Raw genomic sequence first — 25,464 nt, forward strand, 5'->3', positions numbered from 1 at the left:
GAAATATGCCAGTTCCGAAATACGTTCATGACGATGACCGACTGGTCCCCCTCCCGACGCCACTTCCTCCTCGGCTGTGCGACAGTGGGACTGAGTGGGTGCAACGCCCTCCAGCCCGACCCGCCAGCCCCCGCTCTTGGGGACTGGACACATCCCCGGGGCGACGCCGCCAGAACCGGCCACAGCCCGGTGGGCGACCTTCGCGAACAGCCTGGCGTCGCCTGGCGCACGGACCTCGAACGCATCGGCGCTCCGAACGCGACGGCAACGCTGTTCGACGGCACGCTCTACCATCCCGACGGCGGATTTCTCGCGGTCGACGCGACCGACGGAACCGTCCGCGCCCGCGGCACCGAGACGACGTTCTCGGCCCCGGTCGTCGCCCCCACGGCGGCCTACCGGAACGAGACGCTGGTCTTCGGGGGCGGCGGGGCCGTCACGGCCGCGAACCCGTCGAGTAGCGTCCCGGACAACCTCCGCCAACGCTGGCAGTTTCCCGGGCCACCGAGCGAGTCGGTGTTCCCGTCCCTCACTACCGGCGCGGACGATTCCGGGCCCGTCGTCGCCGACGGGACGGTGTACTGGTCGGGGCCCGTCTCAGGGGACGGTTCCCTCGTCGCCATCGACGCCAGCAGCGGCCGGAAGCGCTGGCACGTCACCGCCGAGAACGGCCTGCACGAACCCGTGGTCGCCGACGGCGCCGTGTTCGCAGGGAACTTCGCAGACGTGGTGGTGGCGGTCGACCACGACGGCACCGAACGCTGGCGGGTGCGGCGAGACATCGAGATCGTCGACTGGAACCGCTTCGTCGCCGACGACGAACGCCTCTACCTCGCCCGCAGCGAGCACGTCGCCGCGCTGGACACGACCACGGGCGAGGAGGTGTGGAGCCAGCCACTGATGGCTCGCAACGGCAGCCGCCCCGCCCTCGCCGACGAGACGCTCTTCGTCGGTGTCAACACCGAAGAGGGAGAGAACGACGAACTGGTCGCGCTCGACGCCGCAACCGGCGAGCACCGCTGGTCGGTGCCCGCGGGCTCCCACGACCGGCCGCCCGTCGTCGCGGGCGAGACGCTCTACCAGGTCGACTACGACACCATCGTCGCCCGGGACGTCACAGACGGAACCGAACGCTGGCGGTGGACGAATCCGGCTGAGGACGAGTTATCGGTCCCGACGCCAGGCGACAGACGTCTCTACGCCCCGGCGCTGCGCGAACTCCTGGCGCTGGAGGTGCCCGGATGAGCGCGAGCGAGCAGCCCGACCAGCGACAGCGTTCCAGCGGTACCATGGGACTCATCGGCGACGCCGTCGAGGACATCTGGGACGACCCCGCGCTGCTCGTGCCGTACCTCCTCGCCGGAGTGGTCGTCGCCGCCGTCGACACCCTCCGGCTCGCAGATCCCGTGCCCGTCGACGTGCAGACGACCGGGACGAACGGCCTGATACACGTCCGGATACGCTCGTTCCCGGGCGTGGTCCGGGTCGTCCAGTCCTGGCCGACGAGTCTCCCCGGACTCGAACCAGCATACCTGGCGAGCACCCTCGCGGCGAACGTCCTCGCCGTCGCCTGCGGCGTCCTCGCGATGGCACTGGTGGTGAGCCGGTTCGACGCGAAGACGAGCCGGGGCCGGCGGCCAGTCGGCCGACTGCTCGCCTACGCCCTCGTCCTCGGCGCGCTCGGGAGCGGGGTCGGCGGGCTGGCGCTCTGGGTCGGCTTCCCGGCGACGCTGCTGGCCGTCCTCGGGATGCTCGTCGTCGCGATGCGGACCTACCCGGTGCCCGTGCTGCTCCTCCGCGGCCGGTCGGTCGTGGACGCACTGAGACGGTCGATGACGCTGACCGCGGGCCACAACCGACTCACCTTCGGTCTCGTGACCGTCCTCGGCCTCGGAGCCCATCTCCTTGCGAGCCCGGTTCCCCTGCTCGACGTCGACCTCCCCCTCGCGGTCGGGACGTTCCTCGCGACGACCGTCGTTGGCCCGGTACACGCGCTCGCGACGGTCCACGCCACCGACCAGTGGGAGCGCTGACCCTCGCCGACGAGTCGCTTTTCACGTCCGGCCTCCTGCACCCAGACATGACCTGGGCCGAGCTGTTCGAGCGCGCCGACAGCTACGACGTGGACGAGGAGACCGTCCGAGAAACGCTCCGCCGCCACCGCGAGGACGATGCCTGAGGCGAGCACGCGTGTCGTCGCCGACGCGGACGTGTTGGCCGCAGACTTGCTCTGTGACGGCCCGAGCCGTGAGGCGCTCGACCACGTTCGCGGGCACTCGTGGATGACGCTCGTGGCGAGCGACCACCTGCTCGACGATGCCGAGACGGTCATCGCCGAGTTGGCCGACGCCGAGTTGGCTGCCGACTGGCGCGAGCGCATCGAGCAAGAGGTCGAATCGGTCGAGCACCCGCCGAACGACCACCCCGGGCTGGCGTCTGCCTACCGCGGCGAGGCCGCCCACCTGCTCAGCTTCGACCGCGGCCTCGGGAGCGCCAAGGCGGGTGCGGGCATGAACAAGCACATGTCACTGAGCGTCCGGCCGCCGGACGCGTTCGCGCGGCTGTTCGACCCGGAGAGCCTCTACGAGGCCGTGGTCGGCGACGAGTATCCGGGACCGGACGTGGACCCGCGGCAGTGAGCGACTGAGTCGTTACGCGTCGAGGTGGTTCTGGAACAACCGTGAAAGGACGACGTAGAGGAACACCAGCCCGAAGAGGGCCATTGCGAGCGTGGCGACAGTCATCAGCATGTCGTCGAAGAACAGGATCGGCGACGCGGTGACCAGTGCAGCTCCTGCGGCCATGAACAGCGCGAGTCGCTTCGGACCGACGCGGTGGAGAACGCTCTCTTGAGACATATTTTCAGCGATGACAACATGAGAGGTAAACGTTTCGCTCAGCTTACCGGTCGCTGTTGACCCGGCGAGCCACCCGCCGGAGGATGGGTCGGGGCGTCACGCGAGCGAGCACCGTGAGCACCTTCATCGAGAGTCCCGGGACGACGACGGTTTCGCCGCTCATGACACCCCTGTACCCCGCCTTGGCCACGGCCTCGACCGGCTGCATGTACGTCGACCCGACCGCCGAATCCTGCATCCCGGCGCGCGCTTGGAACTCGGTGTCGACCGGCCCCGGGCAGAGCACGGTCGCGTTGACGCCCGTATCCCGGAGTTCCTCGGCGATGGCCTCCGTGAACGAGTTGACGTACGCCTTGCTGGCGTAGTAGCCGGCCATGAACGGGCCTGGCTGGAAGCCAGCGACGGAGCCGACGTTGAGGACTTTTCCTGCATCTCGCTCGGTGAAGTCGTCGAGGAAGAGCCGGGTGAGCGTGACCAGCGTGGTGACGTTGAGCCGGAGCTGGGTCTGCTCGCGGTCGAGGGCCGATTCCGAGAACGGGCCGTACGTGCCGATGCCGACGTTGTTGACGAGGATGCCCACGTCGAGGCCGCGTTCGTGGACCTCGTCGTACAGTTCCTGCGGGGCGGCCTCGTCGTCGAGGTCTTTCGGAATCGTGGTTGCCTCGATGCCGTGGCGCGATTCCAGTTCCTCGGCGGCCGCGGCGAGTTCGTCCTCGCGGCGGGCGACGAGGACGAGGTCGTGGCCGTGGCGGGCGAACTGGCGGGCGAGTTCGCGGCCGATGCCCGAGGAAGCACCGGTCACGAGTGCGGTGTCGCGGTTCATACCGGGACGGGCGGGCCGGTATCAGAAACCGGTTCGGGTTCCGGCTGGCGGTTCGACTCGACTGTGGGTTCGAGAGGATGGCGAACAGGCGGCGCTCGCAGTCGGCCCGACGGTGCGCCACGCACCAGCCTCGGCCGCCGGGCGGCGGGGGTCAGGTCACGCCCCATCTGGTCCCGGCTTCTCGGAAAAAGGTTAGCGCGGGCCCTTGCGCTCGGCCGGTTCCTTGGCGAGCCAGTCCGCGAACTTCGCGAGGGCGCGCCCCCGGTGGCTGATGGCGTTCTTCTCTTCGGTACTCATCTCGGCCATCGTCTTCCCGTCGTGCTCGAAGATGGGGTCGTACCCGAACCCACCCTCGCCGCGCGGGGCGACGATGCGGCCCGGGACCGCGCCCTCGAACGTCGTCGTCTCCTCGCCGTCGTAGTACGCGAGGACGGTCCGGAAGTACGCGCGGTCGTTGTCCTGGAGGTCGGTGAGTTCGTACACGCGCTCGACGCCGACGGTGTCCTCGACGTACGAGGAGTACGGGCCCGGGAAGCCGTCGAACGCGTCGAGGAACAGGCCCGCGTCGTCGACCAGCACGGGCTCGTCGCTGTCGAGTTGCTCGTAGGCTTCGCGAGCCCCGTGGGCCGCGATGTCCGCGAGGTCGTCGCTCTGTATCTCGAGGTAGTCGTAGTTCACCTGCTCGACCGCGTCGGTGCCGAGGTACTCGCGTGCCTCGCGCACCTTCCCCTGGTTGCTCGTCACGAAGCGAATCGTCATGTGCGAGTGCCGGCGGGCAGCAGGCAAAGAGGCGTCGGTTGCTGGCGAGGGTCAGCAGTCGAGGTCGCCGAGCAGGGTGGACTCCGCCTTCCGGAGGTGCTCGGCCGCGGTTCCGGTCGCACAGTCCAGTTCGTCGGCTACGTCGGCGACCGACCCCTCGCGGGGCACGTCGTAGTAGCCGACTCGCTGGGCGGCCCGGACCGCCTCTCGCTGGCGGTCGGTGATGGGGACGCCCGCTGCGGTCGGGTCGGCCTCGTAGCTCCCGAGGCGGTCGATGGAGACGTCGATGCCGTCGGGTGTCGCGTCGAGTGCGGCCTGCAGGGCATCGGGTTCGCCGAGGATGCCGAAGGAGACCGAACGGTCGGTGTTGTACGACAGCGGCGGGACAGCTACGAGACTCAGCTTCGAGAACGCCGTGAGCAGCTGCTGGCCGGTCTCGCCCGGTTCGTCGAGGACGTACACGTAGAACCGGTCGTCGCCGAGCGGCGCGACCTCGTACGACCGAACGGAATCGACATCGGCGAGTCGGTCCTCGTACGCCTCGCGGTCGCCGCGGACGTGGAAGAGCAGCGTGTTCGCCTCGTCGTTCGCGAAGGCCCAGTGGACGAGGCGGTAGTCGCTGTACCCGCCGTGCTCGCAGACGAACGCGTGCATCGGATGAATCGTCTCGTCCGAGTGCGAGAGCGTGACAGAGAGGTACTTCATAATGAAAACCGGTCGCGGCTGGCAGGTAAATCCCGACCACACGCATCGCTGTGGCGGCTAGCAACGAAAACGAAGGAATCGACCGCTGCCGTCGGTCAGCCCCGATTCAGTCCTCGACGACGACTTCGACCGGCTCGTCTGCCGCCTCGGTCTCGCCCTTCTGTTTGCCACGCTCCATCCAGAGCATCCCGCCAGCGACGGCGAGGACGACCCACGACCGCCAGTTCGCGAGGTTCAGCGTATATCCGATACCGAACGGCTTCTCCACGAGCATCCCCTTGCCCGGCTTCCAGTACGACGAAAGCATTCGACTCAGGCTGGGGCGTTCGAAGTTGTACGGAACTCCAAGGATCTCACCGGAACTCGGCTTGTCTGCCATACTGAATTTTACGTCCGTTGTAGGTAAAAACGTACCTCCTCTCACCCCGGCAACAGGACGTTCACGACGGCCACGAGAACGCCTGCGAGCGCCATCCGAATCCCGGTCACCGTCCAGTTGAGTTCGGCGATGGAACCCATGTACGCACCGAAGGCGAAGAGGAGACCGACGCCGACAGCCACGGAAAGCAGCGTCGCCTGCAGCAGCGACACCAGCCACCCCTCGAACAGGAACGGGACCAGTGGAGTGAGCGTACCGACCAGCGGCCCGACCCCACTGGCGATGGCGTTCACCGCCCGGCCGGCGCGGTCCTCGCGCTGGAGGTGCGTGTCGTCGAGGTCCCGGAGCATGGCGCGTTCGAGCTCGCGACGCTGGCTCAGCTTCTCGGCACGTTCGATCTCCCAGACGCTCCACACGCCCGACGTACACAGGCCGACTGCGCCACCGACCCCGACGAGCACGACGGTCCGCCCGTCGGGCACGCCCGAGAGGTACGCGCCGGTCGCGACGCCGATGCTGGTGAGCGTCCCGTCGAACCCGTTCGAGACGAAGTAGCGCCGGGAGATAGACCGCACCGACGGTCGTCTGAGCGCGGCCTGCAGGGCATCGAGTCGGCTCATCTAATCCTGCGGCGTCTCGCTCTGTTCGACGAGTTGCTCCCCGCACGCCACCTCGTCGATGGAGTGGACCGACCCGCCCAGGTCCTCGACGCGCTTGCGGACCGTCTCGAACGAGATCTCGGAGCCCTCGACGGTGAGCTTCACCGTCTCGACCTGGCGGTCGGTCTCGACGAGCACCACGTTGACACCCTCGACCCCATCGAGACCCGCCACACCCCTGGCATACCGGACCGCGTTGGGGTCGTGTGGCTTCAGTACGTCCAGGACCAGCCGTCGTATCGGAGGCATCGCTACCTGTCGATTCGACGGGGAGGCCCTTCAGTCCGACCCCGGGTTCCGGGGATCACCCCGACTGGTAGCGGCCACGCCCCTCGACGGTCGCCAGCCGTCCGAGCACCGCGTCAGCCTGCTCGCTCGCGTCGCGGTACGCGTCACGAACCGCCTCGCGGAGGGGTTCCGGGTCGTCGGCCGTCCCGACGAGGCTCTGGTCGAAGACGTGGAGGTCCATGGCGTAGTCCTCGACGTGGTCGGTGTGGTAGCCCAGTCCGAAGTCGATGAGGTAGGTGCGAGAACCGACCCGGACGTTCCGGGTGGTCGGGTCGCCGTGGACGAACCCCGAATCGTGGATGGCCGCGAGGTGGCGACCCACGTCTCGAACGGCCGCCTCGGCGGGTGCCTCACGCAGGTCGCTCTCGCCGACGAACTCGAAGACGATGGTCGACTCCGTGGGGTCGAGGTCGCGGACCACGGGGGTCGGGACGCCGACGCGGCGCGCCTGACTCGTCAATCTCGCTTCGAGGACGGTCCGGTCGCGCCGGAGTTTGTCGTCGAGTTCGGCGTGCCGGTACGCCTTGGGCACGCGACGCTTGACGACGCGGTCCTCCTCGAACTCGACGACGGCCTCGGCCCCGCGGACCGTCACGCCCGTCTCCGGGCTGACGTGGACGTCCTCGTCCGCGCCGCGCCACGTCACCGGGACCTCGTCCGGCCGGAAGTTCGGGTCGACCGCCGAGTCGTCGATAGCGAGGGTGTCGCCGGCCCGTGCCATCTTCGCACCGAGGACCGCGATCATCCCCGCGTTGTCCCGCAGGAAGCGCGGCTCGGGCGCGTAGAACTCGGCACCGCGCTCCTCGCACATCGATTCGAGCATCTCGCGCAGTCGGGCGTTCTGTCCCACCCCACCGCCGAGGACGAGTTCGTCGCTCCCGGTGAGCGAGAGGGCGCGTTCGGACACCTCGGTGAGCATCCCGAAGATGTGTTCCTGCAGGGAGAAGCAGACGTCTTCAACCGGGACACCGTCGTCGTACGCCTGCTTGGCCGCGCTCATGATACCCGAGAACGAGAAGTCCATCCCCTTGACGACGTAGGGCAGGTCACAGAACTCGCCGTCTTTCGCGTGCTGTTCGACCTTCGGGCCGCCGGGGTGGGACCAGCCGACGTGCCGGGTGAACTTGTCGATGGCGTTGCCGACACCGGTGTCCATCGTCTCGCCCAGCACCCGGTATCGACCGTTCCGGTACCCGAGCAGGTGGGCGTTCGCCCCGCTGGCGTTCAGGCACACCGGCGAGTCGAAACCGGACTGCTGGCGGCCGATCTCGAGGTGGGCCACCATGTGGTTGACGCCGACCAGCGGCACGTCGAGCGTCTGGGCCAGTGCGCGCGCGGCGGTGCCGACGGTTCGAAGACACGGCCCCAACCCGGGGCCGCGGGAGAACGCGACCGCGTCGATGTCGCCATCGGCGCGCTCCAGGACCGTCGCGACCACCTCGGGCACGGCCTCGTGCATGTGCTCGGCGGCCTCGCGCGGATGAATGCCGCCGCTCTCCGGTTGGTAGGCGTCTGATTCGATAAAAATCGTGTCCGCGTCGTCAGCGGCCTCGGTATCGTACAGCGCGGCGCTCGCACACCACGCCGTACCCTCGATACCGAGGACTCGCATCTATTCCCACTCGGTGTAGGAGCACTTGCCGCAGTGCTTGCGGTCGCCGTAGTCGCCGAGGAACGTGTCGCCACAGCGCGGGCACTGCTCTTTCGTCGGGTTGCCGTCCTCGTCGTAGTATTCGTAGCGCGCCATGAGTTAGGCCTCCTCGCCTTCTTCGGTGCCGACGATCTTGTTTCGCTCGAGCATGTGCTCCTGCTCGACCTCCTGTGCGCGCTCGGCGGAGTCGTAGACCTTCGCGTAGCCGACGGTCTTGCGCATGCCGAACTTGGTGTCGAGCTTGCGCACGACGACCTCGTCCGCGTCCTTGTTCAGCTTGGCCGCGAGGGAGTCTCGGACGGAGAGGCGCGAGGGAGTCGCTTCCTCGTGAACCATCTCGAACGTAACGTCCGTACGGTGCAACATGGGGTTCTCCTCTTCGGAGATGATGTCGATGTCCATGATATCCAGTTACCAGTTACTTCCCCTCGTAGCGGGTAAAAGGATTTCGAAGTGAAGGGTCTCGTGTCCGGTTTCCAGACCGAGCCGACGCCCCACGCCGGCCGCGGTCTGCTGTCAGAACAGTGACCAGAACTGGTCGTGGTCGCCGTCCATCCGCTCGACCAGTTCGCGGATGTCGGCCTGGATGGCCTCGGTGACGCGGACGTGGACCATGCCCTCGTCGGGCTGGCCGTACACGACGCTCGCGCCGACAGGGGCCGCGAGAATCGCGGGCAAGGTAGCGAGGTCCTCCTCCCCGTCGACGAGGATGGTCGTCGGCTCGTCGGCCGCCAGCCCGTCCTGGATGGCGACGACGAGTGCCTCGGTCAGCGCGCCCGCCGGATTCGAGACGGTGACGTCGGGGTCGACGACGACCTCGTGTATCTCGTCATCGACGCGGTCGCGCTTGGTGTACTCGTCGACGAGCGCCACGTCCGGTCGGCGGTCAGCCTGCAGGAAGTGATAGGTGACGATGTCGCCGACGGCCACGAGCGGGCCGTCGACGTCCCGGAGAAGAATCTCTGCATCGGTCTCGACGGGACCCAGTGGGTCCTTGAACGCGCTCCGAAGCGCTCTGGGCAGGGTGAGCAAGACGCCGTCGTCGCGCGCTTCCTCGGGCACGTTATCTGACTTTGAGGGCGTACTTGCCCGGCTCCGTGACCTCCATCTCGCGGGCGATCTCGGATTCCTCGGGGTGGGCGATGATGACGTAGCCGGCCCAGTCCTCGGTCAGCGAGGTCGAGCCACAGCCGTCACACGAGTCGAGGTCGGGCTCGTTCACCCGGTGACAGTCTCGACAGACGACTCGGTTCTTCGCCATCTAATCACCCGCCTGCGCTTCGCGACTGTTGCGCTCGTCCTCGAGCCACCCGTGCTTGCCGAGGCCGGGCTGTTTCGCCGTGAGCCCGATCTTGGAGTCCCGCGGGTTGCGCTCGTCGATGCTCTTGGTGACGATGCGCGTGCGGACGGCGTCGTCGACACCGAGCGTGCGGTTGGACTCGTTCGAGGCGAGTTGCTGGTTCTCCGGGTCGAACGCGAGGTACTCGTCGGAGATCTGGGAGACGTGGAGCAGTCCGTCCACGGGGCCGATGCCGACGAAGGCACCGAACTCGACGACCTCGACGACCGTCCCGTCGACGACCTCCTGCATCTGCGGGTCGAACGTGACGGCGTCGAAGTCCGCCTCGTAGTAGACGCCCGGACGGTTCGGGAGGACCGCGCCCTCACCGATGTCGTGGACCTTCGTGACGGAGACGACGCTGCCCACGTCCTCGTCCATCCGTCCTTCGAGCTTGTCCTGCAGCAGTTTCTTCACGAGTTCGGGGGAGACGTCCCCGAGTTCCTCCGGCGGCACCTCGACCGTGTCTTTGAGCCTGACGCGCTTGTACATCTGTTATGGTTGAGTGATTGCGAGTTTGTTCCTGCCCCGTAAAGCTATTACCGGAATACCCGTGTCGAGCACCCGGTCTCGCAGCGGCAGGTCGTTCGTGACGACGTAGTCGACCTGCCCTTCGCGGGCGAGTTCGACCAGGGCGTCGTCGGCGTACGATTCGTCCGTGTCCACGATGAGACAGCGTTCGGTCGCCAGGTCGTGCCCGACGTTCGCGGCGGTGCCCTCCTGTCCACCCTTCTCCGAGAGGCGGCGCAGTTCCTCGACGACCGCCTGTGGTGTGACGAGGTCGGCCGCCTCGAGGAGACGGTCGAGTTCGTCGAACAGGCGCACGTCGAGTTCGACGGGCATCATCAGCGAACTCGTATCGAGCGCGACCCGGTGTGTCATCTATCCCTGGAGCGTGCCGACGCCGATGAGTCGCCAGCGAGCGCCGACGCGGCGGTTGATGGCTATCTTCGCACCCTCGCCCGCACAGACCGGGCGCTTGAGGTTGACCTCACACTCGCCGCCCCGGGCGGACGTGACTGCGCCGACCGTGGTGGCGGTGCCGACCGTGAGCATCAGCGGCTCACCGGTCGAGATCTCCTCGACCTCGTCCATGTCCTCGCCGACGACGCGGTCGAGCAGGTCGACCGACATCGTGAACGACTCCCACGTCGGCGGGAGCGACCCCGGCGGGCCAGCGATCTGGCCGGCGAGGGCGTCACCCTTCGTGTAGGAGGGGTCGAGGCCGGTCCCGACGCCGAGCAGGCCGCCCGGCGACGCTTCGTCGGTGGACTGCCCGCCGGCCTGGATGGACCGGATGGAGGTCGTGATGGGCTGGTACTCGGTCTGGCCGCCCTCGTCGACCTCGCGGCCCGGGCGGACTTCGAGTTCCTCGTCCGGGTGGAGACGACCCTGCACGAGCGAGCCACCGATGACGCCGCCCATGAGGTTCTCCCAGGTCGTGCCCGGGCGGTTGATGTCGAACGAGCGGGCGACGTGGAGTCGCGCATCGTCGTCCGGGTCGCGCTCCGGCGTCGGGATGCGCTCCTCGATGGCCTGCATCAGCACGTCCATGTTGACGTTCTGCCCGGCACTGACGGGGACCACTGGGGCGTCTTCGGCGACCGTCCCCTCGACGAAGTCCTGTATCTGCTGGTAGTTCTCGCGGGCCCGCTCGGCGTCGACGAGGTCGACCTTGTTCTGGGCGATGACGATGTTGTCGATGCCGATGATGTCGAGCGCCATGAGGTGCTCTTCCGTCTGGGCCTGCGGGACGTCCTCGGTCGCGCTCACGACGAGGACCGCACCGTCCATGATCGCCGCGCCGGAGAGCATCGTCGCCATCAGCGTTTCGTGGCCCGGTGCGTCGACGAACGAGACCGTGCGGACGACCTCCGTGTCGACGTCGTGCTCGGGGCACGTGTCCTCAACGGTGTAACACTCGGGCTCGTCGCACTCCGGACACCGCCGGAAGGTGGCGTCGGCGTAGCCGAGACGAATCGAGATACCACGCTTCATCTCCTCCGAGTGCTGGTCCGTCCACTCGCCACTCAGAGCCTGCACGAGCGTGGTCTTCCCGTGGTCGACGTGACCGACGAGGCCGATGTTCACCTCCGGTTGTTGGTGTTTTCCTGCCATATCGAGAGTAATCTTGGCTACGTCTACCCTTGTGCGCCTGATAAACCCACCGTTCTCGCGCGCGGAGCGCTCCCTCTCGGTCCCGTCTGCTCAGCCCACCGGTGGCCAGAGCACGCCGATGCCGAGCGTCGTCACGACCAGCAGCAACAGCTGCAATGGTCCCCCGACCCGGAGGTAGTCCGTGAACTTGTACCCGCCGGGGCCGTACACCATGAGGTTCGTCTGGTATCCGATAGGTGTCATGAACGCGGTCGACCCGGCGAAGGTACACGCCAGGACGAACGAGAACGGGTCGACGGTGCCGGGTAGTTGCTGGGCGGTCCCCACCGCGACCGGTATCATGAGTGCCACGCTCGCGACCGGCGTGATGACGTTCGCCAGCAGGCTCGTCAGCAGGTAGAACAGCGCGACGAGTCCGAGCACCGGGACCGTGGTCGCGGCGCTGGACACCACGAGGTCCGCGAGGTACTGGGCTGCCTCGGTCTCCTGCAGCGCGGTCGACAGCGGGAGGATGCCCGCCAGCAGGAAGATGACGTCCCACGAGACCGCGTCGTATGCGTCGCTCGTGTCGAGGCAGTCGGTGACGACCATCGCCACGACGCCCGCCAGCGCCGTGATGACGATGGGGAGCCGGGTGAACGCTGCCGCCAGGACGACCCAGAGCATGATGCTGATGGCGATCGGGGTCTTCACACTGAGCTCCGGCAGCTCCCGCTGGCCGTCCTCTCCCGCGCTCCGCGTGATGACCAGGTCGCCGTCGGCCTCCAGTAGCGACACCGCCTCGGACCGGCAGTACAGTAACAGCGTGTCACCGGCTTCCAGCGTCTTGTCCGCCAGTTGCTCGTGGAAGACCGAGCTGCCTCGCCGGATGGCCATCACGGTCGCGTCGAACCGTTCCCGGAAGCTGAGCTCACGGAGTGTCTCCCCGTCGAATCCCGAACTCGGCGGGAGGACCACCTCGACGAGTTCACCACGGATCCAGTGGGCACTCAGGCTGTCGCCGGTGACCTCCTCACGCGGGAGCTGGCGGAGGTCGTACTCCTCGGCGAACCGGTTTATCTCCTGGAGGTTCGCCCGGAGCGTCAGCACGTCGCCCGGCAGTATCTCGCGGTCGGTCTTCGGCGTGATGAACACCTCATCGTCCCGGATGAGCTGCAAGGCGTCGAGGTCTCGGCCGAGTTCCCTGAACGCGTCGTCGAGCCGCTGCCCTGCCAACGACGAGGTTTCACGGACCCGGACCTGCGCGAGGTAGTCGCTGACCTCGTACGTGTCGGTGATGTCCAGCACGGCTTCGATGCGCTCGGGGATGAGCCGTGGCGCGACGGTGAGCAGGTAGGCGCTGCCGACGATCAGCACCACGATGCCCAGCGGGGTGAGTTCGAACATCCCGATGCCCGACCGGCCCTCGATGAGGTCGCTCGCGAGGTCCGAGGCGACGATGTTCGTCGCAGTCCCGATGAGCGTCAGCGTCCCGCCGAGCATTGCCGCATACGAGAGGGGCAACAGGAGTTTGGATGGCGAGAGGTGGCTGTCCTCCGCCAGGTCGGTCACCATCGGGATGAACACCGCGACGACCGGCGTGTTGTTCACGATACCGGCGAGTGGGCCGGTCGTCCCGACCGTCGCCGCGAGCACCCGTTTCTCGTCGCCGTGTGTCACCCGTCGGAGGAAGGCACCCAGCTGGTCGACGATACCGGTCCGCTGGACGCCCTCGCTCAGCATGTACATCGCCATGATGGTGATGGTGGCAGAGCTGGCGAACCCGAGGATGGCCGTGTTGGCGTCGACCTCGGTCCAGGGTTCGAGGACGACCAGCGAGACGAGCACCCCGAGTGCCGTCACGTCCGGGGAGACCAGTTCGGTCAGGAACAACAGCAGGGCCGCGATGGTGACGGCGAACACCACGAGCATCTCGGTGGTGGGCGGGGGAACCATACGACGGCGTACTCACGTCACCGAAAAATAACTACCCACGAGTACTGACAGTTCTGTTACCAAAACTCGTTTCAGCGAACGTCTTTATTCCGGTAGGGAGATACGTCTCGTATGAGCAAAGCGAGCATCACCGACTGCGAGGACTGCGTCGAACCCGCCGAGGCGTTCTCCGTCATCGGCAACGAGACGCGGCTGTCCATCCTCGAGGCGCTCTGGCGGCTGCCTGACCGGCCCGTCCGCTTCTCCCGACTGCACGAGGAAGTCGGGATGCGCGACTCCGCACAGTTCAACTACCATCTGCAGCAGCTGCTCGGCCAGTTCGTCGTCCAGACCGACGACGGCTACGACCTCCGATATGCCGGCGAGAAGGTCGTCCGCGCACTCCTCGCCGGCGAGTTCACCGAGGACCCCCACTGGGACCCCTTCGAGATAGACGGGACCTGTGTGAGCTGTGATGCGACCCTCCTCGCCGAGTACGAGAACGAGAACATCACCATCGAGTGCCCCGACTGCGGCCACGCCCACGGCGAGTACCCGTTCCCGCCGGGTGGACTCAAGGACCGGACGAAGGCCGAGGTCATGCAGGCGTTCGACGAGCGCGTCCGCCACCTGCACTGTCTCGCGGCCGACGGCGTCTGTCCGGAGTGTGCCGGCCGGATGGAGAGCGAGATCGAACGCGGCGGCGACTGCTGCATCGGCCTCGACCTCCGCGTCGAACACACCTGCCAGCAGTGTGGCCACTCCCTGTGCTCGGCGTTCGGGCTCCTCCTGCTCGACCAGTCCGACGCCGTCACCTTCCACCGCGACCACGGCATCGACCTGAACGACACGCCGTACTGGGACCTGCCGTGGTGCGTGAGCGACCACTCGAACGAGGTCGTCTCCGAAGACCCGTGGGAGGTCGTCGTCTCGGTCACGCTCGACGACGAGACGCTGCAGGTCACCTTCGACGAGTCCCTCGAGGCGACGCGGGTCCAGCGCCAGCGCGAACGGTAGTCGACGGAGACCGCCGGAACAGCCCTCGCAGTCGCTTTCCTCACGCGAAAAGGACGTTCTCGCGTAAAACATCGATTTGGTCCCAGCACGCGTACGTGTCCGTATGCGCCGCAACGTCACATCGACGAAGGAGGCCATCGCCCGGCGTGGCTCGCACACGCTCGACCTGCTCGGACTCGCTGGCCTGCTGTTGCTGACCGTGCTGGCAGCAGCGGCAGTCCTGTTCGTCCTGCTCTGGTTCATGCCGCGGTTCGGCCTGCTGCTGGCCATCGCCGCCTGGGTCGTCGTCCTGGGTCTCGCCATCGGGCTGCCGATACTCGCCGTCCAGTACTTCGGGGAGTCGCTCGACTGAAGCGGATTTCAGTACGGCGGCTTACAGAAATGTAGTTCAGGTTATATATTTATCCTCAGGGGTACTCTCTCTACTTGATGATACACGACACCGCAACCTCGCACCGAATCGCACCCCAGAAGCACGCCTCGATCGCCGCCGTGGTCGGACGCGCCAGTCTCCTGGTCGTGGCCGCCGTGCTGGCGGTCGCAGTGGTCTTCGCCGCCGTCGCCGCCGTGCCGGCACTCGCGCTTCCCATCGGCATCGCGGTCTGGGTCGCCATCATCGGCGGCCTCGTCGCACTCCCGGTGTTCGCGGTCCAGGCCATCGGCGAGGCGCTGTAGCGCTCCACGACCGACGAGTCTCTTCTCCTATTGCTGTCTTCACGCACCGCTGGCGCGAGGTTTTAGGCCACAGCCCACCGAACGGGAGACGTGCGAGAATTCGGGTTCGAACTCCACCTCTGTGCGTTCCTCGAACGCGAGCGTGACGCCGTCCTCGCCCGCCAGCTCGGTGGCGGGGTCCACAGCAGCAGACGCGTCCTCGACGTGATCTGTGTCGAACCCGGACCGAGTTTCGCCGACCGAACCGCCATCACCGCCGAGCGTATCCCCGACCTCGCCATCGAGAGCGACATCGGCCCCGGGAGAGCACGCTACTACCGCGACGGTTTCGACTGCCGCCCGGACCGGGCGCGCCACGTCGTCGACTGGGCGACCGACATCGGCTTCTTCGAGCGCGAGCGACGCAGTGGCCGGGACTACGTCCGCCAGACGTGTCGCTATCCGGACGACTGGTTCGGCCGCGTACTGGCCATCGAGAACAAGCCCGACCTCGGCGCGCCCGGCGACCTGGAGACGCAGCTCCGCAAGGACGTGCGCCTCGGACTGGTCGACGAGGTGGTGCTGGCGACGGCGAGCCACGTCACCGGGGCGCACCTCAACCGCATCCCCGAAGAGGTCGGGGTGTGGCGTTTCGACCCGGAGACGCTCTCGCGGGAAGTCATCCGCGAGCCGATGGCTCTGCCAGTGGCCGACCCAGGCGTCGAGATCATCGACGAGCACGCGGGCTGGACCGAGGTCCGCATCGCCGACCCCGACCAGAAATCGCGGGCACGACGCCGCCTCGCCGAGCGCGCCTACGGCAAGGGCTGGCGGAGCTACGACTTCCCGGGCTGTGCCGAAGTCGAGGACACGGCGGTCGCTGGCGGTGGGGGCGTGCCCTACTGCGACTGGAAGGGACGCGTCGTCGACCCCGGGAACGAGTGCGGCCCGGACTGCCCGGGGTTCGAGGAAGCAGACCCCCCGGTCGTCGACGGCGAGGCGGAGCGCGACCGGCGGACGCCCTGGGTCGCCGACCCGGAGGGACAGGCGCGGCGACAGTCGGGACTCGACCGGTTCACGTAGGGGCGAACAGACGGCGAGAGAGAGGCGCGCGAACGGGATCGCCGTGCAACCGCAGACCCGTCCGCGTCAGTGGTTCAGGGCATGCCGGGGGTGGCCACCCTCTAGTATTTGAACCCTCAGCCGAGGCGCTCGTCCACCAGCGCGCTGGCGACCCGAACTGCGTTCTCGAGGCCGAGTTCGAACCCGGCCTCGAAGTCCTCGTCGTGGAGGCTCTCTGCCACCGATTTTCCGGGCCGGGGCCGGTCGAAGTTCGCGATACCGCGTATGCTCAGGTAGTCGTCGAGTCGCCCGAACCGGTAGAGCGCGGTCGCGGTCGCGGCGTCCTCCATCTCGGTCGCGCAGTAGGTGCCGGCGTCGTACTCGTCACAGAGCCACTGGACGCGCTCGGCGAGGACCCGGCCGTGCCAGAACTCGTCGCCGCAGACGTTGGTCCCGACGAGAAATTGCGGGTCCGCGTGAGCACCCCGACCCTCGTACCGTTCGCGGTGGGCTTTCACTTCCGGGTCGTCCGCGAGGTCGGTCTTACGAGCGAGTTCGGCGGCCCAGTCGAGTAGTGCAGAATCGGGCCGGAAGACGTGGTCGTCCAGCCGGTAGGGGTTCAGTTCGAGTGGAACCCCGCCGTCGCCCTCGGCGGCGTCCCAGCGAACCTTCACGTCCCAGTCGACGATGGCGTCCCCGAGGACCACGGAGCCGATGGTCGTCTCCGTGGGTGGGCCGCCCGCGACACCGACCGAGAGGAACAGTGTCTCCGAGAGGTCGAGTTCGGGGCTGGTGAGGGCGGCCGCGACGGTGGTCGCGGTGTTCGCCTTGCCCATCCCGGTCGGGAGGAGCGCGAGCGGGCCGGTTCCGTCGGTCGAGTCGGTGTACTGGAGCGGCTCGGGTGCACCAGGCAGGTCGCGCTCGTTCGCGAACCCGTAGCGGTCGAGCCACGGCTGGCGCTCGTCGAGCGTCTCGGCGTCGTGGACGAACGCCGGGAGGACGAGCACCGTGGGAGCGATGGTCATGTCTCGGCTGGCGGCTTGCGGTGAAAAACGTCTTTCTGTCTCTCAGAGCGAGTAGGTCTCGCCGTCGACCGCGATAGGCTCCTCGAACGCCTGCTCGACAGGGTAGTAGTGTGCGGCGTGGACAACCCGGGTTTCGCTGGCGTCTAAGTCCTCGGCGAGCGCCAGTGCCCCCTCCCGGGTCATGTGCTTCGTCCCGAACGTGTAGAACACGTCGCCGTGCTCGTGTTTCCCGCCGAGGGGGTGGTACTTGCAGAGTTCGCTCGGGACGATACCGTCCGCGAGCAGGAGGTCGGGATCGGCGAGGACCTCGCGAGACTCGGGGGGGAGGCCGTAGCTCGTGTCACCCGAGAACGAGAGGACTGCGCCGGTCTCGAGGTCCTCGATGCGGAGACCGTAACAGACCAGCGGTGGGTGATCCACCGGGACCAGCGTCACCTCGAACCCGCAGGTCTCGAAGGACTGCATGGGGGTCTCGGGGTGGACGGTGACCGCGTCGAGGTAGTCGTACTTCCGCGAGACGGTGTCGGCCACGCTTTCGTCGGTTATGGGGTCGGTCTCGTCCGCGGCGAACACGTCCAGTTCGTCGAACAGCCGGTAGGCATTGCCCAGTCCATCGAGGTGGTCGAAGTGGATGTGCGAGATGATCATCGCGTCTGGCAGGGGGACGTCCTCGCGGAGGAACTGGTAGCGGAAGTCGGGACTCGCGTCGATGAGCAGCGACTCGTCGGTCCGCTCGTTGTACACGTGGACCGAGAACCGCGTACGCTCGACGTCGCGGCGCTCGGCCTCCTGGCAGGTGTCGCAGTCGCAGCCGACGGTTGGCGTGCCGGTGGTGTCGCCGGTCCCGAGCAGCGTCACCTCCATAGCTCAGTGGTCGTGGTCGTCGTGGTCGTCGTGACTGTGGTCGTCGTGGTCGTCGTGGTCGTGGTCGTGCCCGCTCCCGTCACCGGCGACCAGCGCGTCACTGTCGTCCATCATGTCGAGGTTCTTCAGGTTGTCCCGCTCCTCGAAGTCGGCGACGGCGTCCTCGAGGTCCTCCTGTGTGAGCGTCATCCGTTCCTCGGTCAGCGCGTCGAGGACGGCTTCGCGCATGACCAGCCGGAGGTCACTTCCGGTCAGCCCCTCGGTGATGTCGGCGATAGCGTAGGGGTCGAACTCCTCGATGTCCATCGCCCGGGTGATGATGCGGAGGATGTCCGCCCGCATCCCGTGGTCGGGCTTGGGGAAGTTGACGATCTCGTCGAAGCGACGCCAGGCCGCGGCGTCGAGCTGGTCCGGGTGGTTCGTCGCGCCGATGAGCAACACGTCGTCCTGGATGAGCGAGATGTCGTCGATGCTCTTCAACAGGGTGTTGACGGCGCGCTTGATGGCGTTGTGCTCGTCCCCGCCGCGGGTCTTCGCGACGAAGTCGAACTCGTCCATGAACAGGATACACGGCGAGAGCCGCTTTGCCACCTCGAACGTCTTCTCGACGTTCTTGGCCGTCTCCCCGAGATACTGGCTCGTGATCATCGAGAGCTTCACCTCGACGAATGGGAGGTCGAGCTTGTACGCCAGCCCCTTCGCGGCGGAGGTCTTCCCGGTGCCCGGTGGGCCGACGAACAGCAGCTTGCCGATCTCCCGCAGGCCGATTTCAGCCAGGTAGTCGCGGTGTTCGATGGCCTTGACGACCTTCTGGATCTCGCCCTCCTGCTCCTCGGTGAGGACGATGTCGTCGAGAGTCTGGTCGATCTCCTCGGGTGCCCGGATGTCGACGAGGTCGAGCATCTCCTCGTCCTCCTCGTCCTCGAACATCTCGTCGAGCAGCGAGTCGATCCAGACGCGGTCGGCCTGGATGGGACGGTTGGTCTCCCGTGCCGCCTCGTAGGTGACGTCGACGTCCTCCTCGTCCTCGAACACCGACGCGAGGACGGGGTTCTGGAGGATGTCGGCATCGTCCATGCGCTCTTTCAGCCAGCGCTCGGCCATCTCCGGCTGGGTCAGGTTCAGCTTGCCGGAGAACTCGTCGCGGTCGGTGAACATCAGGTCGGAGACGGCGTCCCACGGGTGATCGATTCCCGTGGCCGCGCGGGCCGTCTTGTTCGTGACTGCGAGCGGACGCTCGACCGCCCCATCGGTGTAGAAAACCCGGCGATACCGAGGGGGCAGGTCGTTCTCGTCCAGCTCACGGTCGTTGGTGTACACGTGGGCTGTCAACAGGAACTCGACGACCGATAGCGCCGCGGTACTCATTCCCCGTAGCGTACTGGCCACACGCGCTTAAGACCGTCGAACTACGTGGAATCCGCGGTTCTCGTGGGATGCGACCACGCGACAGGGGGACCGTGACACGGCGCGCTGTCGTCGCTGCGACCGCTCTGGCGCGTGCTCGAAGGCGCGAGCCCGTCTGCTGCTGACTCACGGGGACGGCTCGACAGGGGACAGTCCGCCAGAATCCAGCCTGCAGTTCAAACCGCGGGACGCGCAACCGGGTCGACCGGCACACGAATCGAGGCCGCATCGTGCCCGACACCAGCCACGGCCGTCGTCCGGTCACTGCTGTTCGACCCCGACTCCTCCAGCGCGTCCTCGTCGATGTAGATCATGAACGGGGTACCCGGACCGAGGCCCTCGTCGGTCCGGTTGGTGGTCAGGAAGCGCTGGAACTCGCGGGCTTCGTAGCCGTTCTCCAGCGCCCAGTCGTGGATCTCGTCGGCGTCGTCGCCGTTGCTCCCGTTCCCGATGGCGATGATGACCGGGGGCTTCGACTCGTTGAGTGCCGTCAGCGAGAGCGTCGAGTCGTAGTTGAACGCGGCATCCGGGTCGTCGAGTGCCCGATATTGGTACATCTCCATGTACCACATCAGCGTCCGGCGGTCGAAGTAGCCACCCCCGGCGTTCGGTTGCAGGTTCTCCGACTCGTTCGAGACGTAGTAGCCGTTCCCGTAGAACATCACGTCGGTCTCATCGATGCCACCGTGCTGGTAGCCGACCCGTTCGACGTCCGCGAGGGTCGGCTTGAGGTCGGTACTCGAGGACTGCGCGTACTGGACGAGCGAGTTGTCGGGGCTCTGCGGTTCGCTGTAGACGAGGTTGCCGGCCGGAACCGCGATGAACATCAGGACCACGAGGACGACCACGGCCGAGAGCGCGACGCCGACCGCGTCGTCGTCGGTGAAGGCGTCGACGCCCCACCGGAAGACGATAGCGAGACCGACTGCCGCCGGGATGGCCAGCGGGAAGATGGCGTGGGTGGTCGCCCAGCCAGCGCGGATGTCGGTCGCGATGGGGTAGCCCAGGATGCTGACGAAGCCCCAGTACGAACACAGCGCGACGAAGTCCCGCGGGCCGCGGTTCGAGTAGCGGTCCACGATGAAGCCGACGATAGCGAACAGCAGGACGACGAGTGCGCCGTCGAGCATGACCGTCACGTAGTGCTCGAAGAACTGGAGGAACGGGTTGCCGTGGCCGCCACCCCACGTGCCCATGAACTCCTCCCAGGAGCCGACGAGGGACTCCCAGACGATAGCTCCGAACATGCCCACGTCGGCCGAGCCGATGGCGTTCCAGAGGCCGATGTCCATCCCGGCCTGCTCCGGGCCGGGCCAGCCCGCGACGCCTTCCTCGGTGAAGCCGCCGCCGCGGGGCGCGTAGAACAGCACGATGATGGCGACGAACTCGACGACCAGCGAGAACGCGAAGCCGACGGACTGCCAGTTGCCGCCCCACCAGGCGAGGTGGCGGTCGACCAGCACCCCACCGTTCGCCCGGCGTAGCTCGCTCCAGGTACCACGCAGGTCGAACGGGGCGAGCCAGTCGAGGTAGTCCACGAGCACCGAAAGGACGGACTCCCCGCGGGCCGGCGCGCGGAACAGCCGATGGTCGAGCAAGAGCGCGGCCGCCCCCAGCCAGCACACCGGGTAGAGCAGCACGTTCTCCTTGGTCGTCATCGCGAGCGCGAAGACGCCGACCCCGGCGGCGAGGTGCCAGCGCTTGCGGTCGTCGGCGTAGCGCAGGAAGAACCCGAGCGCGAACGCCGTGAAGACGACCAGTGGGATGTCCTCGCGCATGAACCGCGAGTAGTACAGCAACACCGGGTTGAATGCGAACAGCAGGCCGAGCGCGACGACCTCGGTGTCCCGCAGGTGCTTGCGGTAGAGCCACGCGGCCAGAGGCATCGACGCCCCGAGGATGGCGGGGACGAGCCTGGAGGTGAAGTCCGAGGGGCCGAGGAACTCGAAGACCCACTTGTTCACGTGGAAGAGGAACGGGCCGTGGACGATGGGGCGGTACTCCCAGACACCGCTTTCGAGGTAGCGGATGATCCAGTAGCCGACCCGACCCTCGTCCTGGTGGGCGACGCGCTGGCCGAGCCACACCAGGCGAGCGACCAGACCGAGAACGGCGAAGACGACCAGCGCGCCGAGGGCCCTGTCCGTGGAGGGGAAGGGGACGAGACTGTCCCGGTCGGCGACACGGCTGCGAGCCGCGTCGGTGAGGGACTTGCTGGTGCCGGATTCGTCGGCGAGAGACTCGCTGGCGGGCGACTGCTCGTCCTGGACGGGCTCTGGCGGTTCCGACGCTGCCGCCGCCGTCGCTGGGTCGTCGACCGACTGGGCGCTCCCGCTGGCACCACCGTCGGCCTGGGCGGTGTCCGCCGACGGACGGTCGGGCGAGTGCGGGGACTCGTCTGACATTAGTGGCGCAGAGTAACACAGCGGGTATACGCTTTTTGGGTTTCATCGCCGGGCGAACACGAGGGTCGGTCGTGCGTGGCGCGACCCCGTTCTCCAGGGCGACACGCCGCCGCTCCCCGGGCGAGCCACCACGACCACATCAACTCCTCATTCGTTGTATTCACGCAGGTTCGACAGCAATTTCGACCGAAACGCAGGACTGGACCGCTCACAGCCCGCGGTGGTACTGGAGCCTCAACCCCAAATAAACACCTGGTGAGATTACTTGGAGTTCTACGGTGATTTAAGGGGCAGGACCACCACGTACGTAGCATGGCAGCCAACACGCCCGTCATCGCGGCAGCGTACCGGACACCGCAGGGGAAGAAGGACGGAGTCTACGCCGACATCCGCGGCGAGGACCTCGCCGTCCCGCTCATCGACGAGATTCTCGCGGAGACCGGCCTCAGCGGCGACGACGTCGACGACCTCATGTGGGGCTGTGCGCAACAGCGCGGCCACCAGGACAACAACGTCGGACGCGTCATCGCCCTCATGTCCGAACTGGGCGAGAGCGTCCCGGCGACGACCATCAACCGCTGGTGCGCGTCCTCGATGCAGTCCGTCATCTCCGCCAGCGACGCCATCGCCGCGGGCAACCGCGACTGCGTCATCGCGGGCGGCTTCGAGCACATGACCAACGTCCCCATGGAGGGCGGGATGGACGGCCGAAGCTTCCACCCCGACTTCCAGGACATGTACAACATGATCGAACTCCAGATGGGCATGACCGCGGAGAAGGTCGCCCGGGAGTACGACGTGTCCCGTGAGGAACAGGACCGCTACGCCGTCCAGAGTCAGCAGCGCGCCGCAGCGGCCACGGAAGAGGATCGGTTCGACGACGAGATCATCCCCATCGAGACTCCCGACGGGAAGGTTACGGAAGACGAGGGCATCCGGCCCGGAACCGACTTCGAGACCCTCCAGAGTCTCCCGACCGTGTTCATGGAGGACGTGACCGCAGGGAACTCCAGCCAGATCTCCGACGGTGCGGCCGCGACGCTCGTCACCTCGAAGGAGTTCGCCGAGGAGCACGACCTCGAGATTCTCGCCGAGGTCGGCATGAACAACGTCGCCGGCGTCGACCCGACCGTCATGGGCATCGGCCCGGTCCCGGCCACCCGCGGCCTGCTCGAGCGTAACGGCCGCGACATCGAGGACTACGACCTCGTCGAGCTCAACGAGGCGTTCGCCTCCCAGTGTGTCTACGCCCGCGACGAGCTCGGCATCGACAACGACATCTTCAACGTCAACGGCGGTGCCATCGCCATCGGCCACCCGCTGGGTGCCTCCGGCGCGCGCCTCCCCGTGACGCTCATCCACGAACTCCGCAAGCGCGGTGGCGGCCGTGGACTGGCGACCCTGTGCGTCGGCTTCGGCCAGGGTGCCGCCATCGAGTTCGAAGTGGAAGGCGAGTAAGGGCTCTCGAGTTCACTTTTTTGTCCCAGCTTTTGTCGAGCACTGCGCGTGGCGAGTGATAGTGAAGCGACGCGGTCGCCTCGATGCGAACGGGGAACGAAGTGACCCGTGAGCGGCAACGCCACGAGTCACGCGAGAAGCGAGACGAATCCCGGTCGGTCGAGAAGAGACCCCGCCCACGAACCGGCCATCACTCGTGACAGTCAAGATCTGGAACGTGTACCGCCGAGGAAGCGGGGGTGAACCGCCGATTTCCGGGGACGATGGCGCAGCGGCGACCCGAGCAGTCCAGAAACAGACCAGTCTATTGGTTGAATGGTCCGAATACAGTCAATACTCGTCTGTTGTTTCAGAGTCGACTTTCGAGCCACAATACGAGGCTTCAGCACGGGTTAGCGATTTCTGAAAACAGGCGATTTGCCACCCACCAGACCAAACATTTGGCAGATACGACAGTGGAGAGATAGCTCAGCGAAGAAACCGGTCCTGTTTTCGCACCTATCTGCACACGAGAACAGAGTGACAGCAGGATGAACTATCAACGGAATATCCAGACGATTGTGAATACTCACGCGGGCAGTGTGTTCCACGCGCGTCGGACGTGTCGGTGCATGTGGACGACAGTCCAACAGGAAGAACTGTCCGCCAAAGGATAGTTTCGAGAAAACCGAGGGGCAGAACCGACCTCGGTGTGGGACCGTTCAGGTGGACGTGTCAATCGCGTACTGTGTTGGTTTGTGACATACACCCATACACCTTAGGTTCATCCGTCCCATTAGTACAGGCATGACCGGGGAATTTCAGACCGGGACTCGGCTGGAGCTCTGGCTTCGGCCGTCGTGCGAATGGATGTGCAGACACGAGAAGGGCCTCGTCGAGTGTACGAAGGGACTCGCAGACGCTGGCGTCGTTGACGAGGTCCAGGTAGAGCAATGGGGAAAGTACGCTCCCATCGACCCCGAAGACGCTAGCACCGAATCGGAGCGCAAGGCGAGCGAGCGACTTGCGGAGTACCGCGAGTGGGCCGCGTCGGAGGGGGTCGACCTCCACGCGTTCTCGCGGACGGCCGTGCTCACCCGCGGTGGCGAGCCGGTGACGATGCAGGTCCTCCCCCTCGTCGCACTCGCATCGTACGACGAGACGGGCGAGCTCCTGTGGGTCGTCCCCCACGGGCAGGGCTCGGCCGCAGTCAGCGTCACCGAACGACTGGACGACCTCGAAGCGCTCGCGTCCGAGGACCGCGTGCTGGTGGCGGACTGACCGCAGCAACCGACCCTTTTCGAACCGCGAACTTTCTTACCAACCCCGAGTGAACGCCAGCGTATGGCAGTCCCCGCCATCGAGACCGACGGGCTCACCAAGGAGTACGACGGGACGAGCGCCGTCGCCGACCTCGACCTCTCCATCGAGTCCGGGACCGTGTACGGCTTCCTCGGCCCCAACGGCGCGGGCAAGACGACGACCATGCGGATGCTGACGACGCTCATCCGGCCCACCTCGGGGACCGCCCGGGTCGCCGGACAACCCGTCACCGACCGCGACGCCGTCACCCCCCACATCGGGTACCTTCCCGAGGAGCCCCCCCTGTACGACGAACTCACCGGCCGCGAGCAGTTGACCTACATCGCCGGCCTCCGCGATATCCCCGACGGCGAGGCCCGCGAGCGCATCGACTCCCTCCTCCGGCGGTTCGACCTTCACGAGGACGCCAACAAGCGCATCTCTGCGTACTCGAAGGGGATGCGCCAGAAGACCGGCGTCATCCAGGCGGTGCTGCACCGCCCCGACGTGGTGTTCCTCGACGAACCGACCTCGGGGCTGGACCCCCGCGCCGCCCGGACCATGCGCGACACCATCGCCGACCTCGCCAGCCAGGAGATGACCGTCTTCCTGTCGACGCACATCCTCCCCGTCGTCGACGAACTCGCGGACCGCATCGGCGTCCTCCACGACGGCCGCCTCGTCGCCGAGGGCGCGCCAGAGGAACTGAAGCGCCGCGCCGAATCCGGCGAGGGGCGCAGTCTGGAGGAGGTGTTCCTCGAGGTGACGACCGAGGTCGAAGAATCGCTGGCGGAGTGA

Annotated in this window: 30 protein-coding genes; 10 read left to right on the forward strand and 20 right to left on the reverse strand. The window is 66.9% G+C overall.

All coding sequences use genetic code 11. The annotated features are described in order from the left end of the window. Positions 1–33 precede the first annotated feature (33 nt). From ACSC1S_RS14725 to ACSC1S_RS14735, 3 genes are all read left to right on the forward strand, one after another. Positions 34–1,245, forward strand: a complete 1,212-nt coding sequence (locus ACSC1S_RS14725) for an outer membrane protein assembly factor BamB family protein (RefSeq protein WP_435364969.1) — start codon at positions 34–36, stop codon at positions 1,243–1,245. Beyond that, positions 1,242–2,033 carry a hypothetical protein gene (locus ACSC1S_RS14730; RefSeq protein ID WP_435364970.1) on the forward strand — a complete coding sequence of 264 codons (792 nt, stop codon included), beginning with the start codon at positions 1,242–1,244 and terminating at the stop codon, positions 2,031–2,033. The genes ACSC1S_RS14725 and ACSC1S_RS14730 overlap by 4 nt, the downstream gene beginning before the upstream one ends. A 138-nt stretch (positions 2,034–2,171) precedes the next feature. Next, on the forward strand, positions 2,172–2,639 hold the full coding sequence (locus ACSC1S_RS14735; RefSeq protein WP_435364971.1) for a DUF7384 family protein: 468 nt from the start codon (positions 2,172–2,174) through the stop codon (positions 2,637–2,639). A gap of 12 nt (positions 2,640–2,651) precedes the next feature. Here the strand turns inward: ACSC1S_RS14735 and ACSC1S_RS14740 are convergent, their stop codons facing one another. The 16 genes from ACSC1S_RS14740 to ACSC1S_RS14815 all read right to left on the reverse strand — a co-directional run bounded on the left by ACSC1S_RS14740 (position 2,652) and on the right by ACSC1S_RS14815 (position 13,514). After that, entirely contained in the window at positions 2,652–2,858 is a 207-nt protein-coding gene (locus ACSC1S_RS14740; protein ID WP_435319596.1) for a hypothetical protein, read from the reverse strand. A 43-nt stretch (positions 2,859–2,901) separates the two neighbouring features. Then, positions 2,902–3,681 (reverse strand): SDR family NAD(P)-dependent oxidoreductase, encoded by a 780-nt coding sequence (locus ACSC1S_RS14745; RefSeq protein ID WP_435364972.1) that lies wholly within the window; start codon positions 3,679–3,681, stop codon positions 2,902–2,904. 192 nt (positions 3,682–3,873) lie between these two features. Then, a complete protein-coding gene (locus tag ACSC1S_RS14750) occupies positions 3,874–4,440 on the reverse strand; it encodes an XTP/dITP diphosphatase (protein ID WP_435319598.1) in 567 nt (188 codons plus the stop codon). Between the two features lie 51 nt (positions 4,441–4,491). Further along, the gene (locus ACSC1S_RS14755) at positions 4,492–5,145 is read right to left on the reverse strand and encodes a helix-turn-helix domain-containing protein (RefSeq protein WP_435364973.1); all 654 of its coding nucleotides are present in this window, start codon (positions 5,143–5,145) and stop codon (positions 4,492–4,494) included. A gap of 106 nt (positions 5,146–5,251) precedes the next feature. Then, positions 5,252–5,524 carry a DUF5808 domain-containing protein gene (locus tag ACSC1S_RS14760; protein WP_435364974.1) on the reverse strand — a complete coding sequence of 91 codons (273 nt, stop codon included), beginning with the start codon at positions 5,522–5,524 and terminating at the stop codon, positions 5,252–5,254. A gap of 41 nt (positions 5,525–5,565) precedes the next feature. After that, positions 5,566–6,144, reverse strand: a complete 579-nt coding sequence (locus tag ACSC1S_RS14765) for a VIT1/CCC1 transporter family protein (RefSeq protein ID WP_435364975.1) — start codon at positions 6,142–6,144, stop codon at positions 5,566–5,568. Next, positions 6,145–6,432 carry a DUF211 domain-containing protein gene (locus ACSC1S_RS14770; protein WP_435364976.1) on the reverse strand — a complete coding sequence of 96 codons (288 nt, stop codon included), beginning with the start codon at positions 6,430–6,432 and terminating at the stop codon, positions 6,145–6,147. A gap of 55 nt (positions 6,433–6,487) precedes the next feature. Then, complete coding sequence (locus ACSC1S_RS14775) at positions 6,488–8,083, reverse strand: bifunctional N(6)-L-threonylcarbamoyladenine synthase/serine/threonine protein kinase (RefSeq protein WP_435364977.1); 1,596 nt, start codon at positions 8,081–8,083, stop codon at positions 6,488–6,490. Continuing rightward, positions 8,084–8,218: a 30S ribosomal protein S27ae gene (locus ACSC1S_RS14780; protein ID WP_261648580.1), complete on the reverse strand. Its 135-nt coding sequence runs from the start codon at positions 8,216–8,218 to the stop codon at positions 8,084–8,086. It lies immediately after the preceding gene. Positions 8,219–8,221: 3 nt separating this feature from the next. Beyond that, on the reverse strand, positions 8,222–8,524 hold the full coding sequence (locus ACSC1S_RS14785; RefSeq protein WP_435319602.1) for a 30S ribosomal protein S24e: 303 nt from the start codon (positions 8,522–8,524) through the stop codon (positions 8,222–8,224). 114 nt (positions 8,525–8,638) lie between these two features. Next, entirely contained in the window at positions 8,639–9,184 is a 546-nt protein-coding gene (locus ACSC1S_RS14790; RefSeq protein WP_435364978.1) for a GTP-dependent dephospho-CoA kinase family protein, read from the reverse strand. A gap of 1 nt (position 9,185) precedes the next feature. Further along, positions 9,186–9,383, reverse strand: a complete 198-nt coding sequence (gene spt4, locus ACSC1S_RS14795) for a transcription elongation factor subunit Spt4 (protein WP_435319604.1) — start codon at positions 9,381–9,383, stop codon at positions 9,186–9,188. Beyond that, positions 9,384–9,953: a DNA-directed RNA polymerase gene (locus ACSC1S_RS14800; RefSeq protein ID WP_261648587.1), complete on the reverse strand. Its 570-nt coding sequence runs from the start codon at positions 9,951–9,953 to the stop codon at positions 9,384–9,386. Positions 9,954–9,956: 3 nt separating this feature from the next. Next, positions 9,957–10,343: a type II toxin-antitoxin system VapC family toxin gene (locus ACSC1S_RS14805; protein ID WP_435319605.1), complete on the reverse strand. Its 387-nt coding sequence runs from the start codon at positions 10,341–10,343 to the stop codon at positions 9,957–9,959. Further along, entirely contained in the window at positions 10,344–11,579 is a 1,236-nt protein-coding gene (locus ACSC1S_RS14810; protein ID WP_435319606.1) for a translation initiation factor IF-2 subunit gamma, read from the reverse strand. It lies immediately after the preceding gene. A gap of 90 nt (positions 11,580–11,669) precedes the next feature. Next, entirely contained in the window at positions 11,670–13,514 is a 1,845-nt protein-coding gene (locus tag ACSC1S_RS14815; protein WP_435364979.1) for an SLC13 family permease, read from the reverse strand. Positions 13,515–13,625: 111 nt separating this feature from the next. On the opposite strand from ACSC1S_RS14815, the gene ACSC1S_RS14820 reads away from it, so the two are divergent. The 4 genes from ACSC1S_RS14820 to ACSC1S_RS14835 all read left to right on the forward strand — a co-directional run bounded on the left by ACSC1S_RS14820 (position 13,626) and on the right by ACSC1S_RS14835 (position 16,247). Further along, entirely contained in the window at positions 13,626–14,510 is an 885-nt protein-coding gene (locus ACSC1S_RS14820) for a DUF7351 domain-containing protein (RefSeq protein ID WP_435319608.1), read from the forward strand. 103 nt (positions 14,511–14,613) lie between these two features. Continuing rightward, positions 14,614–14,862 carry a hypothetical protein gene (locus ACSC1S_RS14825; protein WP_435364980.1) on the forward strand — a complete coding sequence of 83 codons (249 nt, stop codon included), beginning with the start codon at positions 14,614–14,616 and terminating at the stop codon, positions 14,860–14,862. A 77-nt stretch (positions 14,863–14,939) separates the two neighbouring features. After that, positions 14,940–15,185 (forward strand): hypothetical protein, encoded by a 246-nt coding sequence (locus ACSC1S_RS14830; protein ID WP_435364981.1) that lies wholly within the window; start codon positions 14,940–14,942, stop codon positions 15,183–15,185. 90 nt (positions 15,186–15,275) lie between these two features. Next, on the forward strand, positions 15,276–16,247 hold the full coding sequence (locus ACSC1S_RS14835) for a DUF5787 family protein (protein WP_435364982.1): 972 nt from the start codon (positions 15,276–15,278) through the stop codon (positions 16,245–16,247). A 116-nt stretch (positions 16,248–16,363) separates the two neighbouring features. Here ACSC1S_RS14835 and ACSC1S_RS14840 read toward each other — a convergent pair whose 3' ends face one another. From ACSC1S_RS14840 to ACSC1S_RS14855, 4 genes are all read right to left on the reverse strand, one after another. Then, complete coding sequence (locus ACSC1S_RS14840) at positions 16,364–17,251, reverse strand: phosphorylase family protein (RefSeq protein WP_435364983.1); 888 nt, start codon at positions 17,249–17,251, stop codon at positions 16,364–16,366. Between the two features lie 42 nt (positions 17,252–17,293). Beyond that, a complete protein-coding gene (locus ACSC1S_RS14845; protein WP_435364984.1) occupies positions 17,294–18,115 on the reverse strand; it encodes an MBL fold metallo-hydrolase in 822 nt (273 codons plus the stop codon). Between the two features lie 3 nt (positions 18,116–18,118). After that, positions 18,119–19,483, reverse strand: coding sequence for an ATP-binding protein (locus ACSC1S_RS14850; RefSeq protein WP_435364985.1), 1,365 nt, complete (start codon positions 19,481–19,483; stop codon positions 18,119–18,121). Between the two features lie 215 nt (positions 19,484–19,698). Further along, the gene (locus tag ACSC1S_RS14855; protein WP_435364986.1) at positions 19,699–21,927 is read right to left on the reverse strand and encodes a flippase activity-associated protein Agl23; all 2,229 of its coding nucleotides are present in this window, start codon (positions 21,925–21,927) and stop codon (positions 19,699–19,701) included. A 312-nt stretch (positions 21,928–22,239) separates the two neighbouring features. On the opposite strand from ACSC1S_RS14855, the gene ACSC1S_RS14860 reads away from it, so the two are divergent. From ACSC1S_RS14860 to ACSC1S_RS14870, 3 genes are all read left to right on the forward strand, one after another. Beyond that, positions 22,240–23,385, forward strand: a complete 1,146-nt coding sequence (locus tag ACSC1S_RS14860) for a thiolase family protein (RefSeq protein WP_435364987.1) — start codon at positions 22,240–22,242, stop codon at positions 23,383–23,385. A gap of 786 nt (positions 23,386–24,171) precedes the next feature. Further along, positions 24,172–24,645: an HTH domain-containing protein gene (locus ACSC1S_RS14865; RefSeq protein ID WP_435364988.1), complete on the forward strand. Its 474-nt coding sequence runs from the start codon at positions 24,172–24,174 to the stop codon at positions 24,643–24,645. 63 nt (positions 24,646–24,708) lie between these two features. Beyond that, a complete protein-coding gene (locus ACSC1S_RS14870) occupies positions 24,709–25,464 on the forward strand; it encodes an ABC transporter ATP-binding protein (protein WP_435364989.1) in 756 nt (251 codons plus the stop codon).

This window comes from Haloarchaeobius pelagicus (assembly GCF_051207375.1).
GTDB lineage: Archaea > Halobacteriota > Halobacteria > Halobacteriales > Natrialbaceae > Haloarchaeobius.

Bases quoted from the DNA above. Each gene is read 5' to 3' on its own strand.
- ACSC1S_RS14800 (WP_261648587.1), bottom strand. From the start codon at position 9,953: ATGTACAAGCGCGTCAGGCTCAAAGACACGGTCGAGGTGCCGCCGGAG.
- ACSC1S_RS14760 (WP_435364974.1), bottom strand. From the start codon at position 5,524: ATGGCAGACAAGCCGAGTTCCGGTGAGATCCTTGGAGTTCCGTACAAC.
- ACSC1S_RS14870 (WP_435364989.1), top strand. From the start codon at position 24,709: ATGGCAGTCCCCGCCATCGAGACCGACGGGCTCACCAAGGAGTACGAC.
- ACSC1S_RS14820 (WP_435319608.1), top strand. From the start codon at position 13,626: ATGAGCAAAGCGAGCATCACCGACTGCGAGGACTGCGTCGAACCCGCC.
- ACSC1S_RS14785 (WP_435319602.1), bottom strand. From the start codon at position 8,524: ATGGACATCGACATCATCTCCGAAGAGGAGAACCCCATGTTGCACCGT.
- ACSC1S_RS14750 (WP_435319598.1), bottom strand. From the start codon at position 4,440: ATGACGATTCGCTTCGTGACGAGCAACCAGGGGAAGGTGCGCGAGGCA.
- ACSC1S_RS14725 (WP_435364969.1), top strand. From the start codon at position 34: ATGACCGACTGGTCCCCCTCCCGACGCCACTTCCTCCTCGGCTGTGCG.
- ACSC1S_RS14860 (WP_435364987.1), top strand. From the start codon at position 22,240: ATGGCAGCCAACACGCCCGTCATCGCGGCAGCGTACCGGACACCGCAG.
- ACSC1S_RS14780 (WP_261648580.1), bottom strand. From the start codon at position 8,218: ATGGCGCGCTACGAATACTACGACGAGGACGGCAACCCGACGAAAGAG.
- ACSC1S_RS14730 (WP_435364970.1), top strand. From the start codon at position 1,242: ATGAGCGCGAGCGAGCAGCCCGACCAGCGACAGCGTTCCAGCGGTACC.
- ACSC1S_RS14755 (WP_435364973.1), bottom strand. From the start codon at position 5,145: ATGAAGTACCTCTCTGTCACGCTCTCGCACTCGGACGAGACGATTCAT.
- ACSC1S_RS14830 (WP_435364981.1), top strand. From the start codon at position 14,940: ATGATACACGACACCGCAACCTCGCACCGAATCGCACCCCAGAAGCAC.
- ACSC1S_RS14810 (WP_435319606.1), bottom strand. From the start codon at position 11,579: ATGGCAGGAAAACACCAACAACCGGAGGTGAACATCGGCCTCGTCGGT.
- ACSC1S_RS14850 (WP_435364985.1), bottom strand. From the start codon at position 19,483: ATGAGTACCGCGGCGCTATCGGTCGTCGAGTTCCTGTTGACAGCCCAC.
- ACSC1S_RS14740 (WP_435319596.1), bottom strand. From the start codon at position 2,858: ATGTCTCAAGAGAGCGTTCTCCACCGCGTCGGTCCGAAGCGACTCGCG.
- spt4 (WP_435319604.1), bottom strand. From the start codon at position 9,383: ATGGCGAAGAACCGAGTCGTCTGTCGAGACTGTCACCGGGTGAACGAG.
- ACSC1S_RS14775 (WP_435364977.1), bottom strand. From the start codon at position 8,083: ATGCGAGTCCTCGGTATCGAGGGTACGGCGTGGTGTGCGAGCGCCGCG.
- ACSC1S_RS14845 (WP_435364984.1), bottom strand. From the start codon at position 18,115: ATGGAGGTGACGCTGCTCGGGACCGGCGACACCACCGGCACGCCAACC.
- ACSC1S_RS14735 (WP_435364971.1), top strand. From the start codon at position 2,172: ATGCCTGAGGCGAGCACGCGTGTCGTCGCCGACGCGGACGTGTTGGCC.
- ACSC1S_RS14805 (WP_435319605.1), bottom strand. From the start codon at position 10,343: ATGACACACCGGGTCGCGCTCGATACGAGTTCGCTGATGATGCCCGTC.
- ACSC1S_RS14840 (WP_435364983.1), bottom strand. From the start codon at position 17,251: ATGACCATCGCTCCCACGGTGCTCGTCCTCCCGGCGTTCGTCCACGAC.
- ACSC1S_RS14745 (WP_435364972.1), bottom strand. From the start codon at position 3,681: ATGAACCGCGACACCGCACTCGTGACCGGTGCTTCCTCGGGCATCGGC.
- ACSC1S_RS14865 (WP_435364988.1), top strand. From the start codon at position 24,172: ATGACCGGGGAATTTCAGACCGGGACTCGGCTGGAGCTCTGGCTTCGG.
- ACSC1S_RS14770 (WP_435364976.1), bottom strand. From the start codon at position 6,432: ATGCCTCCGATACGACGGCTGGTCCTGGACGTACTGAAGCCACACGAC.
- ACSC1S_RS14855 (WP_435364986.1), bottom strand. From the start codon at position 21,927: ATGTCAGACGAGTCCCCGCACTCGCCCGACCGTCCGTCGGCGGACACC.
- ACSC1S_RS14815 (WP_435364979.1), bottom strand. From the start codon at position 13,514: ATGGTTCCCCCGCCCACCACCGAGATGCTCGTGGTGTTCGCCGTCACC.
- ACSC1S_RS14765 (WP_435364975.1), bottom strand. From the start codon at position 6,144: ATGAGCCGACTCGATGCCCTGCAGGCCGCGCTCAGACGACCGTCGGTG.
- ACSC1S_RS14825 (WP_435364980.1), top strand. From the start codon at position 14,614: ATGCGCCGCAACGTCACATCGACGAAGGAGGCCATCGCCCGGCGTGGC.